Source organism: Sinomicrobium kalidii (genome assembly GCF_021183825.1).
GTDB lineage: Bacteria > Bacteroidota > Bacteroidia > Flavobacteriales > Flavobacteriaceae > Sinomicrobium > Sinomicrobium kalidii.
In genome coordinates this window covers 1,468,018-1,482,970 of sequence record NZ_CP089211.1, presented here as the reverse complement: position 1 = coordinate 1,482,970, position 14,953 = coordinate 1,468,018, and the positions used below count along the sequence as shown (strand labels likewise).

10 protein-coding genes are annotated in these 14,953 nt (G+C 48.4%); 9 read left to right on the top strand and 1 reads right to left on the bottom strand.

The window, feature by feature from the left end:
• Positions 1-5 precede the first annotated feature (5 nt).
• The 9 genes from LS482_RS05970 to LS482_RS05930 all read left to right on the top strand — a co-directional run bounded on the left by LS482_RS05970 (position 6) and on the right by LS482_RS05930 (position 14,222).
• Positions 6-1,445, top strand: a complete 1,440-nt coding sequence (locus tag LS482_RS05970; protein WP_233030840.1) for a RagB/SusD family nutrient uptake outer membrane protein — start codon at positions 6-8, stop codon at positions 1,443-1,445.
• Between the two features lie 19 nt (positions 1,446-1,464).
• Entirely contained in the window at positions 1,465-2,658 is a 1,194-nt protein-coding gene (locus LS482_RS05965; protein WP_233030839.1) for a sialidase family protein, read from the top strand.
• A 21-nt stretch (positions 2,659-2,679) separates the two neighbouring features.
• Positions 2,680-4,179, top strand: coding sequence for a PKD domain-containing protein (locus tag LS482_RS05960; protein ID WP_233030838.1), 1,500 nt, complete (start codon positions 2,680-2,682; stop codon positions 4,177-4,179).
• A 221-nt stretch (positions 4,180-4,400) separates the two neighbouring features.
• The gene (locus LS482_RS05955; RefSeq protein WP_233030837.1) at positions 4,401-5,333 is read left to right on the top strand and encodes a dihydrodipicolinate synthase family protein; all 933 of its coding nucleotides are present in this window, start codon (positions 4,401-4,403) and stop codon (positions 5,331-5,333) included.
• 6 nt (positions 5,334-5,339) lie between these two features.
• On the top strand, positions 5,340-7,970 hold the full coding sequence (locus tag LS482_RS05950; protein ID WP_233030836.1) for a sodium:solute symporter family protein: 2,631 nt from the start codon (positions 5,340-5,342) through the stop codon (positions 7,968-7,970).
• A gap of 10 nt (positions 7,971-7,980) precedes the next feature.
• Positions 7,981-9,450 (top strand): sulfatase, encoded by a 1,470-nt coding sequence (locus LS482_RS05945; protein ID WP_233030835.1) that lies wholly within the window; start codon positions 7,981-7,983, stop codon positions 9,448-9,450.
• Between the two features lie 29 nt (positions 9,451-9,479).
• Entirely contained in the window at positions 9,480-11,141 is a 1,662-nt protein-coding gene (locus LS482_RS05940; protein ID WP_233030834.1) for a sialidase family protein, read from the top strand.
• A gap of 66 nt (positions 11,142-11,207) precedes the next feature.
• A complete protein-coding gene (locus LS482_RS05935) occupies positions 11,208-12,047 on the top strand; it encodes a hypothetical protein (RefSeq protein ID WP_233030833.1) in 840 nt (279 codons plus the stop codon).
• 162 nt (positions 12,048-12,209) lie between these two features.
• Positions 12,210-14,222 carry a sensor histidine kinase gene (locus LS482_RS05930; protein WP_233030832.1) on the top strand — a complete coding sequence of 671 codons (2,013 nt, stop codon included), beginning with the start codon at positions 12,210-12,212 and terminating at the stop codon, positions 14,220-14,222.
• Between the two features lie 23 nt (positions 14,223-14,245).
• Here LS482_RS05930 and LS482_RS05925 read toward each other — a convergent pair whose 3' ends face one another.
• Positions 14,246-14,869: a response regulator gene (locus LS482_RS05925; protein ID WP_233030831.1), complete on the bottom strand. Its 624-nt coding sequence runs from the start codon at positions 14,867-14,869 to the stop codon at positions 14,246-14,248.
• Between the last annotated feature and the right edge of the window lie 84 nt (positions 14,870-14,953).

The following is a 14,953-nucleotide window of genomic DNA, read 5'->3' as shown; positions in this document are numbered from 1 at the left end:
GATTCATGAAAAGCACAAAACATATCACACTGTTGGTAATCTCCGTGTTTATCCTGGGAAGCTGTGAGCTGACCGAGGTAGACACCGTATCCGATATTACCAACGATCAGTACTGGAACACACAGGGCGATGTGGAAAGCTACCTTTTCGGTATTTATAACAAGTTACGCAACGAGTATAACACTACCTATTACTTCGAAGACCGGGGAGACACTTTTGTTCCGGGACTTGAAGCAGGGCTGTCCACCGCGTGGAACCAGAACCTTACGCCGCAGAATGCCCCGAACTGGCTGGGGTTCTATAACCTCATTCATCACTGTAACCTGTTGCTCAAATATTCGGCGGATATAGAGTTCCGGGTACAGGCTGATAAAGACCAGATCCTTGCTGAAACCTATTTTATCCGGGCCTTTACCTATTTTACCCTCTTAAGATCGTGGGGAGACGTTCCTCTCGAACTCGAACCCACCGAAAGTGATTCGAAACCCCAGCTCCCAAGGGCCCCCGGGAGTGATGTAATGGCCCAGATACTTTCTGATATCGATCTTGCACTGGAACTTTTTCCGGGAGACGGACTCGTCAATAAAAGCAGAGCCTCCAGGGCAGCAGCACATGCATTTAAAGCAGATGTTCTCCTTTGGAAGGCCAGGGTACTTGGAGGAAGTGATGCCGACCTGGAAGCGGTGATTTCAAATGCCGATGCCGCAAGCAGCGGGCTGGCTCTCGAATCGGATTTTGCAAAAATTTACGATACCGAAAACAGGAACGGAACAGAAGTGATCTTTTCACTTCACTTTGAATTTGATGAAAAGTCTGATCATTACAGCGATAACCTCAAACCGAGGGACATTTTTGTTCAGGATGCGGTGAATTTTGATGACATCCCCTATGCAAGAAGCGGTGCCCGGAGCGGTTATGCCCCGTCTCCAAAACTCGAAACTGCTTTCGATGAGAATCCGGACGATATCCGGAAAGACGCCTCCATTATCAAGGCTATTGCCGCAGACAATTCCGTAATAGGGGTCTTTGATAACAAGATGCGGGGAACGATCGTTACCGAAAACCGCCAGTATGATTCCGATATTATCGTATACAGGCTGGCCGAAATGATCCTGTTCAAGGCCGAAGCACTGGCCGCCCTCAACAGGACCGGGGAAGCAGTTACCGAGCTCAACAAAATACGGAACAGGGCCCGGACCGGGAATTACGACGGAGATATGAGTAAAAATGCCGTGGAACGCGAAATTCTCAGGGAAAGGTTCAGGGAACTGTACCTCGAACTCAAAAGATGGCCCGACCTGTTGAGGTTCCATTACGCAGGGACCATTGATGTCTACAGCGAAGTGCCCAACCTGTCCGGGACCAATGTTCCGCTGTATTTCCCGATACCTGTGGTGCAGATCGACAGGAATCCCAATTTAACACAAACCGAAGGTTATGAATAATACCAAAATACCGAACACAATGAAAACAAGACAATTTATATGTGTGCTATACAGCTATCTGGCCATACTGTGCTCGCTTACCGCATGCGGACAGGACAGCTCCGGTCCGGATAACGGTGACCCCATAGACCAGACCGATGACGATCCCGTAGTTCCCCCGGAAGATAATGACGGAAAAACGGCGGTCTATGAAGAAGGGACCGATGGTTACCAGGTATTCCGTATCCCGGCCATAGTTAAAACCACAGAAGGTACCCTGCTGGCCTTTGCCGAAGCGAGGAAGTTAAAAAGTAATGGTGATTCCGGGGATATCGACCTCGTGGTAAAAACCTCGTCAGACGACGGGGAGACCTGGAGCGATATGCAGATGGTCTGGGACGACGGAGGCAATACCTGCGGTAATCCCGTACCCATAGTTGACAAGGAAACAGGAAGGATACACCTGTTAATGACGTGGAACCACGGTGAAGATGATTGGGGAGACCTCACTTCCGGCACCGGGGAAGATACCAGAAGAGTATTTTACACCTGGTCTGATGACGATGGTAAAAGCTGGACCGCTCCCACAGAGATCACTTCATCGGTTAAAGATGAAAACTGGGACTGGTACGGAACAGGCCCGGTTCACGGCATACAGCTTCAAAAAGGGGAATACGAGGGAAGACTGGTCTCGCCCAATTATTTTACCGTACGGGGGAACGGAAAAACGGAAAGCTATTCGCATGTCATCTATTCCGATGACCATGGAGCGACCTGGAAATCGGGAAGCCCTACGCCGCAGGCATATTCGGGTGAATGTACCGTGGCCGAACTGGAAGACGGGACCCTTATGCTGAATATAAGAACAGGCGCAGCAAACGCGAGAAAGATCGGGAAGAGCAGTGACGGCGGCGCCACCTGGTCAGACCTGGAGACCGTATATGCCCTGACCGATCCGCATTGCCAGGCAAGTATGGTAACCTCAGATACCAGTCCCTACAGAGTGTTCTTCGCCAATGTCTCAAGTACGGAACGGGTGAACATGACATTGAAAATGAGCGAAAATAACGGTGAATCATGGGAAAAACGAAAGATCATCCATACAGGACCTTCCGCCTATTCCGACCTTGTGATGCTGTCGGATTCGGAAGTCGGTATCCTGTATGAGGGGGGAGAAGGCAGGCCCTATGAAAGTATTGTTTATGAAGTGGTGCCCGTAGCCGATCTTAAATAAAGACATGAAAAAACAGGAATTATGAAAACAAGACCAACCCTACTGATAATAATACTGACAGGCCTCCTTGTACTTTTGGCCTGTGATGAAGACGACCAATTGCCCCTGCAGGCTGCTTTTGAAGCAGATAAAGTGACGGTGGCTGCCGGAGATACCGTAGTGTTCAGCGATAAATCTTCCGGAAGTGCAGCATCCTGGGACTGGACTTTTGAAGGAGGGGAACCTGCTACATCCGTTTTATCAGGCCCTTCGGTGGTCTACAATACACCCGGCACCTACGCCGTGACCCTGAAACTTTCAAGCAGCAGCAGTAGTGACGAAATTACGGAAGAAGATTTCATTACCGTAAACTACGGCGGGCTCATCCCGGATTTCAATGCAGACAAGACCACGGTGCTGGCCTCGGACCCGGTGCAATTTACCGATAAATCTACGGGGATTGCGGAATCCTGGGAATGGGAATTCAAAAATGAGAACGGTACGGTAGTTACGGCCACCGGGCAAAATCCGGAGGTCACCTTTGATGAGATCGGAACATACGATGCAACACTTTCCGTTTCCAACCCCGAAGCTACCGAAACGCTCAAAAAGGAAAATTACATTACCGTTCTGGACCCCGCCACCATCGAAGCGGATTTTACGGCAGAGAACAACAGTACGTATGCCGGGGGGCAGGTTGCTTTTCAGGACCTTTCCGTCGGCCTGGCCACATCCTGGTCCTGGACTTTTGAAGGAGGAAACCCGTCGGTATCCACAGAGCAAAATCCCACGGTAACCTATGCCGCTCCGGGTAAATACAAGGTAACACTGACCGTTTCGAACGATAAAAACAATGCCACCCTTGAAAAAGAAGAATACGTGGTGGTTGTTCCCGGAGAGCACCTTGCCGCTTTTTATCCCTATGACGGAAATACTACAGATATAGGTCCCAATAATCTTGTTGCGAACAATGTCGGAGGCGTGACCTTTGACGGGACGGACAGGAGATCAGGAAACGCGGCGGTGTTTGGTGGTTCGGGCGCACTGGTTATTCCGGATCATCCGGCATTGAATTTCGGAACATCCGATTTTTCCGTGGCGGTATGGATAAAAACGGGAAACAATACCAAGATGATGGTCTGGCAGGAAAGCGGGGCGAACGGCTCCCGTGATAACCAGGCCTGGATGAGAGTGGGGAATAACAATAATATTGTCCAGTTCGCTGTGGAAGACTCCGGTGGCGGCGCTTTTCAGAACGCACAGGCCGCCGATCTGACAGGAGATATTTTTGACGGTCAGTGGCATCATATTGTTTGCGTTCGCCGGGGACAGACCTCGAGCCTTTATGTCGATGGCGTACTGGTCAAACAGGGAGATGCCTCTGCGACCAAGGAAGTATCGAACGAGCAGGATTTCAAGATCGGGGCACAGGAAGGGCCGCCCGGTGAATACAAGACCTTCTATAGCGGTATGCTCGACGAACTGATTATATATAACAAGGCGCTTACCGATGAAGAGGTGGCATTATTGTTTGAACTGTAAAACCTGAAAAAATGATCTGACATTATAATGGAATAAACACGATCCTGACTAAAATCCGCGGGACCGAATAATACACGGCCCGCGGATATAACAAAAAAACAGTTGTTTTCAATGTGTTCTTTAGTTTAGTTAACAGGTTTCGGAACAGGGATACTCTTCTCCCTGTTCCGATATCCTTAATACGGGGAGAACCGTGAAAACAGACAAGTCAATACAAATTCATGAAATATAAAAAGACAAATTTCAACGGGCTGATAGCTGCCGGTTTCAGCCCGTTTCACAGGGATGGCTCCGTAAATGTCAGTATTATTCCGGCATTGGTGGACAATTTAATTGAAAACGGGATTGAGGGTTTTTACCTGATGGGAAGCACCGGGGAAGGCCTTTTACTGAAAATATCCGATCGCATAAAGATCACCGAGGCGTATATGGAAGCCATAGACGGCAGGGTTCCGGTCATTGTAAACGTAAGCCATAGCAGTTATGCCATCAGTAATGATCTCACAAAACATGCCGTAGCTGCCGGGGCTGACGGCGTATCGGCCACCTTGCAGTCCTATTATCCCATTACCAGCCTGGAGCAGTTGACCTACGGTATCGAAAAAATAGCCGATTGCCAGGATAGCATTCCGTTCATCTATTACCATATTCCAGGAAAAACCGGACTTAATTTTAAAATGCATCTTCTGCTTGATGAACTGGGCAGCCGTTTACCCCAGTTGGGAGGGATAAAATTCACTTCACCCGCGCTTAATGACTTTATGTTGTGCAGCCAGCTATATGGCGATCGTTACCAGATGCTTTTCGGTGTTGACGAGTTGTTTTTACCTGCACTCGCCATGGGAGCCGATACCTTTGTTGGCAGCACCTATAACTTCATGCCCGGAACATATCAGAAAATTATAGCGGATTACACTGCCGGAAATACACAGGGAGCGACAGAACACTATTTTACCATTACACAAATAATAGATACCTTTCTGCAATATGACGGCCTGGCGGCTCAAAAAGCCATAATGAAAATGATCGGGTATGATCTCGGAGAAACAAAATCGCCTGTCCTGCCCCTGTCTTCCGGAAATTATAAGAAGTTACATTCCGAATTGGAACAACTGGGTTTTTTCACCGGTCTGAAAGCAACCCGAAACAGATAATGACATATGTTTTTTGTTAAGCGATCATTTTTTTACGGCTTTTTAGTTACCTGTCTTTTTTCTCTCCCGCTGTTTGCGCAGGAAAGCAATAATGCTCCGGCCGTTCAACTGGATCAACTCCTGGAACTTCCGGAGCTGAGCGGTGAAAATCCCCAATTGGGGTATGCCGGGATGATGGGCGGAATGCACAATGGCGTTATCATGGCCGCCGGAGGAGCGAATTTCCCCGGCACACCACCGTGGAAAGGCGGGGAAAAGGTCTGGAGCAGGGATATTTATACTTTCAGGGACGGGAAATGGGAACTGTCGGCGGTACGACTTCCTGTGGCCCTGGCCTACGGGGCTTCTGTAAAGACCCCGGAAGGCGTTTTGTGCATGGGCGGCAATAATGAAAGTGAGGTCAGTGACAGGGTTTTCCTGCTGCAGTACGATAACGGTATCAGGATCAAACCCTGCCCTTCACTTCCCCTGCCGCTGTCCTATCTGTCTGCCGTATTGGAGGGAGATTATGTTTATGCTATTGGAGGTAAGGACAGTCATCAGACCTATGCTACGGTCTACCGGTGGAAATACGGAACCGATGAACCCTGGGAAAAGATGCCCGATTTTCCCGGTACCCCGAGAAGCCTGCATTGCAGTGTGATACAGGAAACAGGGGAAAGCCGGAAGATATTCGTTATAGGAGGACAAAATTTTGTGAAGGGAGAACCTACACAACTGCTGCAAACCTATTTGAGCTACGATCTGAATACCGGTGAATGGAGCGGGGAAAAGCCCATAGCGATCAACGGAAAACCGAGAGTTGTGATGAGCGGGACCGCTATGGCAGCCGGAAGCATGCATGTCCTGATGCTCGGAGGATCTGACGGAAAGCTTTTTTCTTTGCTGGAAAAGCTGGACCACCGCATCCGGGAGCTCCCGGCTTCTGCTCCTGAAAGAAACCGGACGATACATTATCGGGACAGCATCCTGGAAAACCATCCGGGTTTCGGGGACCAGATAGTGGCACTGAACACGGTTACCGGAAAATGGACCATCCGGGATACACTTCCCCGGCCATTGCCCGTAACCACACTGGGATTTTCCGAAGGGAACAGTTTTTTTATTATTTCCGGAGAAGCTTCCCCGGGCATCCGTACTCCCGAAGTGTTGCAGTTGCGTTTATCGGAGAGACCGGCATCATTCGGGACCGTAAATTATGTTATCCTTGTGCTTTACCTGCTGCTTATGGCCGGTATAGGCCTTTATTTTTCCCGGAAACAGCATTCTACGGCAGATTATTTTAAAGGAGGTGGCCGTATCCCCTGGTGGGCGGCGGGGATCAGTGTTTTCGGAACGCTCCTTAGCGCCCTCACCTTTATGGCCATCCCGGCCAAGACCTTTCTGACAGACTGGTCGTACTTCCTTATCAATATGATGATAATTTGTATGGCGCCATTCATTGCCCGCCGGTTTATTCCCTATTTCAACAGGCTGAATATCACTACGGCCTATGAATTCCTGGAAAACCGCTTCAATTACACCGCCAGGGCCATAGGCAGTTTGTCTTTCCTGTTGTTTCAACTGGGGCGTATCGGGATCATTTTGTTGTTACCGTCACTTGCCATCTCCATTGTTACCGGGATTCCGGTGGAAACAAGCGTGATCATTATGGGAGTGATATGCATTTTTTACACGGCATACGGCGGGATTGAAGCCGTGATCTGGACCGATGTGTTACAGGTCATTATTTTACTCGGAGGTGCTGTGTTGTCCATTGTCTGGATATTTACGCATACCGATCTTGGACCACAGGAGATGTTTACCTTCGCAGAAAGCAGGGGAAAACTCAGGCTGACATACCCGGATTTCAGTTTCAGTACGCCCACCTTCTGGGTCGTTGTTCTCGGAGGGCTGGCATCGGCACTGGTCACACAGGGGACTGACCAGACTGTAGTACAGCGATATCTCACCAGTACTACGGTGAAAGACGCCAAACGCACTTTGTATACAAATGCGGTTATGACCTTCCCCGCAACCATTATATTTTTCGCCATCGGTACCCTGCTCTATATTTTTTATTCCGAAAAGCCGGAAAGGTTGCCGCTGGATCTGTCTAATGGCGATTCCATTTTCCCGTGGTACATTGTTCACGAACTTCCAGTGGGAATTTCCGGTGTGTTGATCGCTGCCATCTTTTCGGCAGCCATGTCAAGCATCAGCAGCAGTTTAAATTCTACCGCAACAGTGTTTTGTAACGATTTTTATAAGCGGTTTGTGCCCGATACAGCAGATCTGAAACTTTTAAAAATTGCCAGGGCCGGTACGGTCATCATGGGCGTGCTGGGGCTGCTGCTGGCCCTCTGGATGGCCAATGCCAGTATAAAATCGCTCTGGGACCAGTTTTTCAAGTTCATAGGCTTCCTCACCGGAGGACTGGGTGGCATGTTCCTGCTGGGAATATTGACAAAAAAGGCCAATGCGCCCGGAACATTGACCGGGGTTGCACTGAGTGTTCTTGTGACCTGGTACATAAGTCTGTATACTGATATCCATTTCCTGATGTTCTCCTTTGTCGGAGTGGTCACCTGTTATATATCGGGCTATTTGTTAAGCCTGGTTTTCGGAAGGTCTGCGGGAACGAAACAGGGATTTTAAATTTTAAGACATGAAACGTAAAACATATCTTATTGTAATGCTTGCAAGCCTGTGTTTAACCGCTTGCAAGAACAAGGAAAAGACGGAATCTATTGAAAAACCGAATGTATTGTTCATTGCCATAGACGATATGAACGATGCCGTTGATCTTCTGGACACTACATATCATATTAAGACCCCCAACCTGCAAAAAATTGCAGATCAGGGTGTGCTTTTTACAAATGCCTTCTGTAATTCTCCGGCTTGTAATCCTTCAAGGGCATCCATATTGAGCGGATTGTACCCTTCGACCACCGGGATATACGGAAACCAGACCGACTGGAGGGCAGCCATTCCCGACGCAGTTACCATTCCCGAGTACTTCGGCGAAAACGGTTACCTGACCATCGGGGCGGGAAAGATCTATCATCACCAGATGAACCACGCTTTTCACGACGACGGGGCTTTTGACGAGTTTTTAAAACTTCCCCCGTATCCCGATGAACCGCCATCCGAAAAGCTGAACGGACTGCCGGTTTGGATAGGAGGGGAAAGGGACGGGGCCCCCACCAGTATCCCTTTTGATTGGGGCCCCAGGCCCTATGATGAAAACGATGAGCATCCGGATATACGAACCGTGGACTGGCTGGTCGGAAAACTGGATTCCGTAGACACCCCCTTTTTTATGGGAGCCGGTATTTTCAGGCCGCATATGCCCAATTATGTGCCGCAGGAATATTTTGATATGTATCCCATGGACAGCCTGGTCATGCCCGGTCTTCGCGAAGACGACCTGGACGACCTCCCGCAAGGCGGCCTTACCATTCTTGAGGAAGGCAAACCCTTTATTTACAATACTATCAGAAAGGGAAGTCCTGATGGCACAGACAAATACAGGGAGGCAGTACAGGCCTACTACGCCTCCTGTACTTTTGCCGATGCCCAGATAGGCAGGCTGCTCAATGCCCTGCAAAAAAGCAAACATGCGGAAAACACCATTATTGTGATCTGGTCAGACCACGGGTATCACCTCGGGGAAAAAGAACATTGGGAAAAATTCGTATTGTGGGAAAAAGCCACCCATATCCCGATGATCATAGCCGGGCCGGGCGTGCAAAAGGGGAGGAAGGTAGATACCCCGGTAAGCCTGATCGATATTTACCCCACACTCAATGAACTCTCGGACCTGCCGCAAAAGGAGGCGCTGGAAGGAAACAGCCTTGTAAAACTTATGAATGGCAAAGCAGGCCGTTATCTTCCTGTCCGTATGACCTATGGTTATAAAAACCATGCTGTAAGGGACCGTCAATGGAAATACATAAAGTACCGGGACGGAACGGAAGAGTTGTACAACATTAAGAAAGACCCTGCCGAATGGGAAAACCTTGCCGGCCATCCTGAATACGACAGGATAAAGGACAGCCTGAAGCGTTATCTGCCGGCTTCAGATAAATTACCCATACCCGATATTGTCGTTCCCAGTGAACAACGTACGGAATAATCCCGGGCTTTTAAATAAAACTAAGCACCATGAAATACAGAATTTTAATCCTTCTCTTTTTATATATATTGCTTCCGTCCTGTAAAACGGCCGAGAACGACCTGACCGTTTTGCAGCATCAGTTTATATACCCTGTTTTAAAATCCAGGCCTTATAACCATACCTTGCTGCTTGAAATTCAAAACCCCGATTCCCTAACTCCCGTACGGTTGTCGGAAGTGAGTATTGAACTTTCCGGAAAAACAACGCTTAGTGACATTGAGCGTATAGCGCTGTATGCTGTTGGAAAGGAAAAACGGTTCATTACTGAAAGCAGCCCTGTATTTGCTGCTTCCGGTGAAATTACCGGGACAGTTCACTTAAAAGGGGATATGCTGCTGGAAGGTACACGGAATTTTTTCTGGGTATCCCTGAAACTGGAAGATGAAGCCGATATTTCCCATAAGATCACCATTTCGTGTCACGGGATGAAATTTGGGAACACAAATATAAACCCCGAACCGATACCTCCGGGAAAAATGAAAGTGCTGAATACGGGAGTTGCGGTAAGAAAACACGGCGATGACGGGGTGCATACCTATCGTATCCCCTCATTGGTAAAGACCGGCAAGGGAACGCTCATTGCAGGTTATGATATGAGATATGACAGCTCCAGGGACCTCCAGGGAAATATCGATATCGGTATCAGCCGGAGCACAGACGGCGGGAATACCTGGGGAGATCACAGGGTAGTTCTTGACCGGGGGACATGGGGAGGCCTTCCGGAGAAATTCAACGGTGTAAGTGATGCCGCCCTGCTTGTAGATAAAACTACCGGGCGGATCTTTGTTGCCGGATTGTGGATGCACGGCGTAATTGACAAGAACGGGAACTGGATGACCGGGCTTACGGAAAACAGTGAGGCCTGGAACCACCAATGGAAGAACAAGGGGTCGCAACCGGGATTCGGAGTAAAGGAAACTTCTCAATTTCTGCTTTCCGCCAGTACGGATGACGGCCTGAACTGGGATGATCCCGTAAATATCACTGAAATGTGCAAAAAAGAGGATTGGTGGTTATGGGCGCCCGCCCCGGGAAACGGTATAACCACCCGTGAAGGGACACTCGTATTTCCTACCCAGGGGCGGGATGCCAACGGACAACCTTTTTCGAATATCACTTTCAGTACCGATGGCGGGGAACACTGGCAAACCAGTACCCCGGCAGCTCACAACACCACCGAATGTGCCGTAGTCCAATTAACTGACGGTTCCCTGATGCTCAACATGAGGGACAACAGAAACCGGAAGGAGAAGGGAAAGGCCAATGGAAGGGCCGTAGCCGTAACCGGTGATATGGGAAATACCTGGACCGAACACCCCACTTCACACGGCGCCCTGATCGAGCCCGTATGCATGGCCTCATTGTACAAACACGAATACATGGAAAACGGAAAGAAAAAATCGATTCTATTCTTTTCCAATCCCGATTCAAAAGAACGGCGGAACAACATGACGATCAAGGTAAGTCTGGATAACGGCAATACCTGGCCGGAAAAATACCGGATATTACTGGACGAAGGTTCTGGAAGAGGCTATTCCTGCCTTACTTCGATAAATAAAAATACCATCGGTATTCTGTATGAGGGCAGCCAGGCCGATATGACATTCCAGACTGTTGATATAGGAACGATTATCAGGGATAATCAATAATTCCCGAAGTTTTTGAAAAGCCGTATTGTGGTTGTATATTATCCGAAAAAGGGATAATTTTAACCCGTGAATATTCGTACCCATAAAGGAAACAACCTGTATGATATCCTGAAGAAAACGGTTATGTCCGGTGGGCTGGCTCTTGTACTGTTTGTCTTTGTAATGGTGTACGGATGCCGGTCTGAAAACGATATCCCGGATATGTATATAGATCAGAGATCGGAAACCCTGATGAACGGAGAAAACGTAATCAGGAAGCAATACCTGGATGCCGTGGAGATATGCAGGTCAATGGGGAAAAAGATTAGCGGACTTCCGGAAGATGAGGTGAAAAAACTTGGGGTAAGTCGTTATCAGCTTGCTATTACGGGAAATAAAGTAGCTACGCGGAAAGAATCCTGGGGGTTCAGGATGACCGGGCATTATCACCATCCAGGGGAATGCAGATTCGCCCTGGTATATTCCGGAGACCTTACGGTTAAAGTGCCGGGTAAGACAGTGGTATACGACCTGGATGAAAAAAAAGTCACGAAAGAGGAACAGGGAATCCCCGAAGCATTCATGTTGCCGTTTCGTCCGTTGTCAGAGACTCCCGGTGCCGGGCAAGAAGAACAACAGGGCATATCCGGAATGAAAAGATCTGAAGGGGAAATGTACGGGCAACCTACAGTAACGTGGACCCGGCCGGCCGGAAATACCGAAGTACTCTGGTCTGGGGGCAGGCAATGGGGGTTCAGTGAATTTCCGTCTGACAGTACGTTCGCTGTTCCGGGTAGTATGGTGCTGGAAAAAGTACAAAAGAAGGATCACTTTACCATTCGGGTGAAAACACATCGTTTTACTGTCGGAGAACCTGTAGACCAAGTCCCTTTTTCTATTCCGCATCGCCCGGATATTCACCCCTGATGCCGTATTATCCGCTTTTGTAATATCCCAAATTTCCGGGATTGCAGTTTATAAAGTATGGTACTACATTTGTATTTCTACCCGCGCTAATAACAACGACGGCATTTCTAATATATCATAATGATTGGTAATCGCTCTTATTTTTCGTCCCGTAAAAAAAATATGATCCTGTGTGTTTTTATCGCGGGATTCTGGTTGTTTGCGGGACTTTCCCCCGTAAGAGGGCATATTGTAGAAGATTCATTGCGATTGGTCCTGGTCCGAAAGGATTTGCCGGTCGGGGAACGCGTAATGACCATGGGCAGGCTTGCCCGTATTGTATATCACAGGAAGAGCCGTAAAGAGGCCTTTACGGTTCTCAACAAGGCCATACAACTGTCGGGGACATTGAGTGACGGACAATACAGTGCCTATTTGTATGCTCTCCTTGCCCGGCAATACAGTGACGATCACCAACCGGTATGGGCAAGGAAAAGCCTGGACAGTGCACTTTATTACGGCAATCAAACCCAAAACAATACGATCAGGGCATATGTGCAGTATACCAGGGGCTGGATCAACATCAGGAATGATAAACCCCGTGAGGCAATAGCAGGCTTCCTGGAAGGGTTACAGCTTATGGAAGGGGAAAAGGCCCATGCCTGTAAAAGTGCCATATACAGGGAAATGTCGGATATATACGGTCAGTGGACAGACATGCGCAATGAAAGGAAGTACGCCGGGTTGTGCTGGTCTGAAGCCATAAAAAGCAAGGACCCTGATGTGCTGACTGCTGCGGCCCATGTCAGGGCAAAGCGCTTTGTACACGAATATGAGAAAGATTCTGCCCGGCAGGCCTTGCTGGATTCCGCCCTGTATTATTATAAGCATTCCATGGCTGTTTTAAAGAAAAATCGGGACCGGGTAGTGCATCTTGACCGTTTGCCCGTAGCCGCTTATAACATGGCGCGGATCTATTCGGAATACATGCCCGTTTCCTATAAGGATACGGTTTTTGATTATCTCGATACCGCCATAACCGAAGCCCGTAAAACAGGAGAAAATAAAGTGTTGGCCAGGAGTTACCTGATGCTTGCAAAATATGCCATTGCGGAAGAAGATTATACCAGGGCCGACCTTTTGATAGGAAATGCGATGATAGCAGTGCACGAAGAACCCGTTACCGATCATCGAATAAATGTCCTGATATACTGGTGTTTGTCGATTATCCGTGAAAAACAGGGAAATGTAACGGAGGCACTGGGCCATTACAAACGGTATGTTTCGGAATATACCAGTCTTTTCGATCTGGAAAAAATGACCCTGGCCCAAAAGCTGGAAGCACAGTACGAAGCAAACAGAAAAGAAAGGGAACTGGCAGTGCTGCAGGAAAAGATCAGTTATGGCAAAAAACTGAACCGGTTATATATAGGCCTTGCACTTGTGGGCTTTATAGCAGTAGGTATCCTGGTATATGCCAACAAGCAACGCACCAGGGCCATGAAACAGCAGAAGCAGTTACACGAAATGGAGGTGGGTAAAATGGAACAGAAGAACCGTATTTCCCTGTTGTCGGCCATGCTTGAGGGACAGGAACAGGAACGGAGCCGCCTGGCCCGCGACCTGCACGACGGCCTCGGAGGCCTCCTGTCCGGCATAAAGATCGAAATGTCGGCTGTAAAGTCGGTGCAGCACAATGCGGAGAGTCGCGGACTCATGGACAAGACGATGGAACACCTGGACGATGCCGTAAACGAGTTGCGCCGCATCGCGCACAGTATGATGCCGGAACTGCTCATACGGTATGGCCTGGGGGAAGCTATCAGGGAATATTGTAAGCGGCTCAGGACTTCCGGGGCCAATATAGAGTGTCAGGTATTTCACTATACCAACGATATGGACCATTCGCGGCAAATGGTACTCTACCGCATTATGCAGGAACTGGTAAATAACGCCATAAAACATGCCGGTGCATCCCTTATTTATGTGCAGCTGCAACAGGTGGAAGATCAGATATTCCTTACCGTGGAGGATGACGGTGTCGGTTTTGATAAAGATGAGATCAGGGCAAAACAAAGTGCCGGATGGACGAATATCAGGGCGAGGGTGGAATTCCTGGAGGGCGACCTAGATGTCCTTTCGGAAAAAGGTTCGGGAACAACAGTAACAGTTGCCTGTTCAACACATCCGGCGTAGGGTTTTTCAAATTACTGTCGTTTTTAAAGCAATTTGAATTCCGTGGCATATTTTATAATGGCCGTCATATTATTCACATCAAACTTTTCCATGAGGTTTTTGCGATGGGTTTCCACGGTATGTGGACTGATAAAAAGCTTTTCGGCGATTTGTGATGAAGTGTAACCTTCCGTAACCAGCTGGAGGATCTCCTTTTCCCTGCGGGTGATTTTAGGGATGGTATCCAGGCCGTTGCTATCCTGGTTGTGATATATTTCCCGGGTTTGTCTGCACATATACGTTATGCCGTCCAGAACCTGGTGGATGGCCTGGATAATCTCATCCCCGATAGAGTTTTTGAGTACATAACCGTTGGCGCCGTTTTGCAACACACTACCTATAACCGCTTTCTCGTTGTGGACACTCAGCACGATGATCTTCAGTTCGGGATAGGTATCCCGTATCTGTTTGGTCAATTCAATACCGCTGATGTCCGGAAGGTTAATATCCAGCAGCAACAGGTCGGGTAAGTCATTGGCAAGGGCTTCCAGGGTATCTTTGCTGTTTTGGAATATTCCGGCCAGGACAATTTCATCTCTTGTGGAAAGCAGGTTTTTGATCCCTTCCAGCACAATAGGATGGTCGTCTGTAATAAAAACTTGTATCAATGCTGTAGTTTTTTAAGGTAAAAGATAAAAATTACGGCTAAGTAAGGCTGGTGTTGAATATATACAAAAGTAGGGTGAACAATA

What these genes read in the sequence shown, in the direction of transcription:
- LS482_RS05955 (WP_233030837.1), top strand. Translation starts at nt 4,401, where the DNA reads ATGAAATATAAAAAGACAAATTTCAACGGGCTGATAGCTGCCGGTTTC.
- LS482_RS05930 (WP_233030832.1), top strand. Translation starts at nt 12,210, where the DNA reads ATGATCCTGTGTGTTTTTATCGCGGGATTCTGGTTGTTTGCGGGACTT.
- LS482_RS05950 (WP_233030836.1), top strand. Translation starts at nt 5,340, where the DNA reads ATGTTTTTTGTTAAGCGATCATTTTTTTACGGCTTTTTAGTTACCTGT.
- LS482_RS05945 (WP_233030835.1), top strand. Translation starts at nt 7,981, where the DNA reads ATGAAACGTAAAACATATCTTATTGTAATGCTTGCAAGCCTGTGTTTA.
- LS482_RS05940 (WP_233030834.1), top strand. Translation starts at nt 9,480, where the DNA reads ATGAAATACAGAATTTTAATCCTTCTCTTTTTATATATATTGCTTCCG.
- LS482_RS05970 (WP_233030840.1), top strand. Translation starts at nt 6, where the DNA reads ATGAAAAGCACAAAACATATCACACTGTTGGTAATCTCCGTGTTTATC.
- LS482_RS05965 (WP_233030839.1), top strand. Translation starts at nt 1,465, where the DNA reads ATGAAAACAAGACAATTTATATGTGTGCTATACAGCTATCTGGCCATA.
- LS482_RS05960 (WP_233030838.1), top strand. Translation starts at nt 2,680, where the DNA reads ATGAAAACAAGACCAACCCTACTGATAATAATACTGACAGGCCTCCTT.